3 protein-coding genes are annotated in these 2,924 nt (G+C 57.7%); 2 read left to right on the top strand and 1 reads right to left on the bottom strand.

The features are described 5' to 3' along the window. Positions 1 to 171: 171 nt before the first annotated feature. A complete protein-coding gene (locus HMPREF3178_RS07355; RefSeq protein ID WP_017146141.1) occupies positions 172 to 1,077 on the bottom strand; it encodes a LysR family transcriptional regulator in 906 nt (301 codons plus the stop codon). A gap of 114 nt (positions 1,078 to 1,191) precedes the next feature. On the opposite strand from HMPREF3178_RS07355, the gene HMPREF3178_RS07350 reads away from it, so the two are divergent. Both HMPREF3178_RS07350 and HMPREF3178_RS07345 read left to right on the top strand, forming a co-directional pair. After that, positions 1,192 to 2,052 carry a pirin family protein gene (locus HMPREF3178_RS07350; protein WP_017146142.1) on the top strand — a complete coding sequence of 287 codons (861 nt, stop codon included), beginning with the start codon at positions 1,192 to 1,194 and terminating at the stop codon, positions 2,050 to 2,052. Between the two features lie 20 nt (positions 2,053 to 2,072). Then, on the top strand, positions 2,073 to 2,750 hold the full coding sequence (locus tag HMPREF3178_RS07345; protein ID WP_017146143.1) for an isochorismatase family protein: 678 nt from the start codon (positions 2,073 to 2,075) through the stop codon (positions 2,748 to 2,750). Positions 2,751 to 2,924: the final 174 nt, after the last annotated feature.

Below are 2,924 nucleotides of genomic sequence, written 5' to 3'. Positions count from 1 at the left end.
CTCACCGCCATATTTTAAGAAGAGCTCGTACGCAGGTACGGGCTTTTTTTTTCGCCTATTGCACGCCACCGCCCGGTAGCCCGGACATGCGCATCGCGCCGCCTCCGGGCCCCCCCTTCTGCGGCTTCAGACTCTGTTCGACAGCCTGCGCCTTGTGGATTCAGGCAAATGCTAATCCTCCTCCATCCGCTGATACTCTTCGCTCAGGAAATCAACCAGCGCCCTGACCGAGGGGAGCAACCCGCGCCGTGAGGCAAACACCGCATGGATCACCTCCCTGCGCAGCTGCCACTCATCGAGGACAACCACCAGCTCGCCAGCCGCCAGTTGATCGCGCACCATTAATAAAGGAAGCTGTACCACCCCAACGCCGGCGATTGCCGCTTCGCGCAGCGCCAACATGTCCGTGGTGACCAGCCGGGGTGTAAAGTAGACTTCCGCCCGTGCGCCCTCCGGGCCGGTCAACTGCCACTTATGCTGATGTTTGCCTGCGCCCAGGCTCAATCCCGGCCAATCGCTTAATTCTGACGGCGCCACAGGCTGCCCCTTTTGCTCTACTAACTGTGGACTGGCGACCAGGCGGTGACCACGATCGGCGAGAACGCGCATTACCAGATCGCTATCCTCTATCGGCCTTGGGCGTACGCGGATCGCGATGTCAACGCCCTCTCCAACGACATCAACTCGTCGGTTTGTGGCTTCCAGCTGCAGATTAACTCCCGGATAGCGCACCATAAACCGCGCCAGCATAGGCCCGACGTGCGCATGCAATAGCGTCACCGGACAGGTCAGCTTGACGCTTCCACGTGGCTCGGAACGCAGGGTCTCTACCGCCTGCTCTGCCGCTTCCGCCTCTATCAGCATCGCCTTGCAGTGCTGATAGAAGGTGTGCCCCACCTCCGTTACCGCAAACTGACGAGTTGTCCGTTGAATCAAACGTACGCCGAGGCGTTCTTCTAACTGGGCGATTCGCCGGCTCAGTTTGGATTTAGGCTGATCGAGCGCTCTGCCCGCTGCCGCGAATCCTCCGTGATCCACCACCTGCACAAACCAGGCTAAATCGTTGAGATCCTGCATTCTTCCTCCATCGTTCCATTTTTGGAACAGTATAGGCCGTTTTTGCTATCTACCGGAGTATTAGTGGTGAATATAAGCTTATTCACATCAGAAACAGATGCACTGGAGAAAGCCATGAAACAGATTACCGGAATCTACACCGCGCCTGCGCAGCATTGGGTAGGCGATGGTTTCCCGGTTCGCTCAATGTTCTCTTATCAGACGCACGGCGAACAGCTAAGCCCCTTCCTGCTACTTGACTATGCAGGCCCTCATCACTTCCCGGCAGGGTCCGAGAAACGCGGCGTCGGCGAACATCCGCATCGCGGATTTGAAACCGTCACCGTGGTGTACTCCGGCGAAGTTGAACATCGAGACTCAACAGGCAGAGGCGGCGTCATTGGACCAGGCGATGTGCAGTGGATGACCGCAGGCGCCGGGATCCTGCACGAAGAGTTCCACTCGGCGGAATTTACCCGCTCCGGCGGCGAGCTGAAAATGATTCAGCTGTGGGTCAATCTTCCGGCTAAAGACAAGATGACGCATCCCGGCTATCAAAGCATCACGGCGGATGCCATCCCTGACGCCGAGCTGCCGGATAACGCTGGCCGCATGCGGGTGATTGCCGGGCGCTATCAGGATGCTGTCGGACCGGCGCATACCTTTTCGCCGCTTAACGTATGGGACCTGCAGCTAAACCAGAGTCATGAGGTAACCCTGCATCAGCCCGCTGGCTGGAGCACGGCGCTGGTGGTGCTGGAAGGTGAAATCGTGGTGAACGGCGAGGGTAACGCCCGCGAAGGTCAGCTGGTGGTGCTCAGCCAAAAAGGTGAAACGCTCCACCTCGCGGCCAGTAGTCACGTCAAAGTGCTGCTGATGGCCGGCGAGCCGCTGCAGGAGCCGATCGTGGGCTACGGCCCGTTTGTGATGAATACTAAAGCGCAAATCGCAGAAGCGGTTCGTGATTTTAATAGCGGCCGCTTCGGCCAAATCTGATACTGAATGAGGTGAAGAATATGTCTACCCCAGCTAACTTTAATGGTTCTCGTCCTGTTATTGATGTCAATGATACCGCCATGCTGCTGATCGACCACCAGAGCGGTCTCTTCCAGACCGTAGGCGATATGCCGATGCCGGAGTTACGGGCGCGCGCCGCCGCGCTGGCAAAAATGGCCTCGTTAGCCGGTATTCCGGTGATCACCACGGCATCGGTGCCGCAGGGACCGAACGGGCCGCTAATCCCTGAGATCCATAAGAATGCGCCCCATGCGCACTATATTGCGCGTAAGGGGGAGATCAATGCCTGGGATAATCCGGAATTTGTGGCCGCGGTAAAGGCCACCGGCCGTAAAACATTGATTATTGCCGGGACGATTACCAGCGTTTGTATGGCGTTCCCGGCGATTGCCGCCGTCGCCGACGGCTATAGAGTTTTTGCCGTCATCGATGCCTCCGGCACCTATAGCAAGATGGCGCAGGAGATCACTCTCGCCCGGGTCGTTCAGGCGGGCGTCGTGCCGATGGATACCGCCGCGGTCGCTTCCGAACTGCAGCGCACATGGAATCGACCAGACGCCGCAGAATGGGCCGAGGTTTATACTAAAGTCTTCCCGGCATACCAGCTGCTGATCGAGAGCTATGCCAAAGCGCAGGACGTGGTGAAGAATAACGAACAGCTTGATTCACAGCGTTAAAACGCCTGCCCCGCCGCGCTACGACGGGGCAGTGTTCAATGCTTAACCGAACGATAGCAAAAGAATAAATACTGCTTGACCGTTTTAGCGCAACTCCCTATAGTAGCGCCCCGTTGCCCACCCAAGGTGAGCAGCAAAACAATATGGTGAGGTGTCCGAGTGGCTGAAGGAGCA

It is taken from the genome of Klebsiella sp. HMSC09D12, assembly GCF_001808475.1.
Classification (GTDB): Bacteria; Pseudomonadota; Gammaproteobacteria; order Enterobacterales; family Enterobacteriaceae; genus Klebsiella; species Klebsiella oxytoca.
Note: the sequence above shows the minus strand (reverse complement) of the source record. Positions and strands in the feature narration are given on the sequence as shown.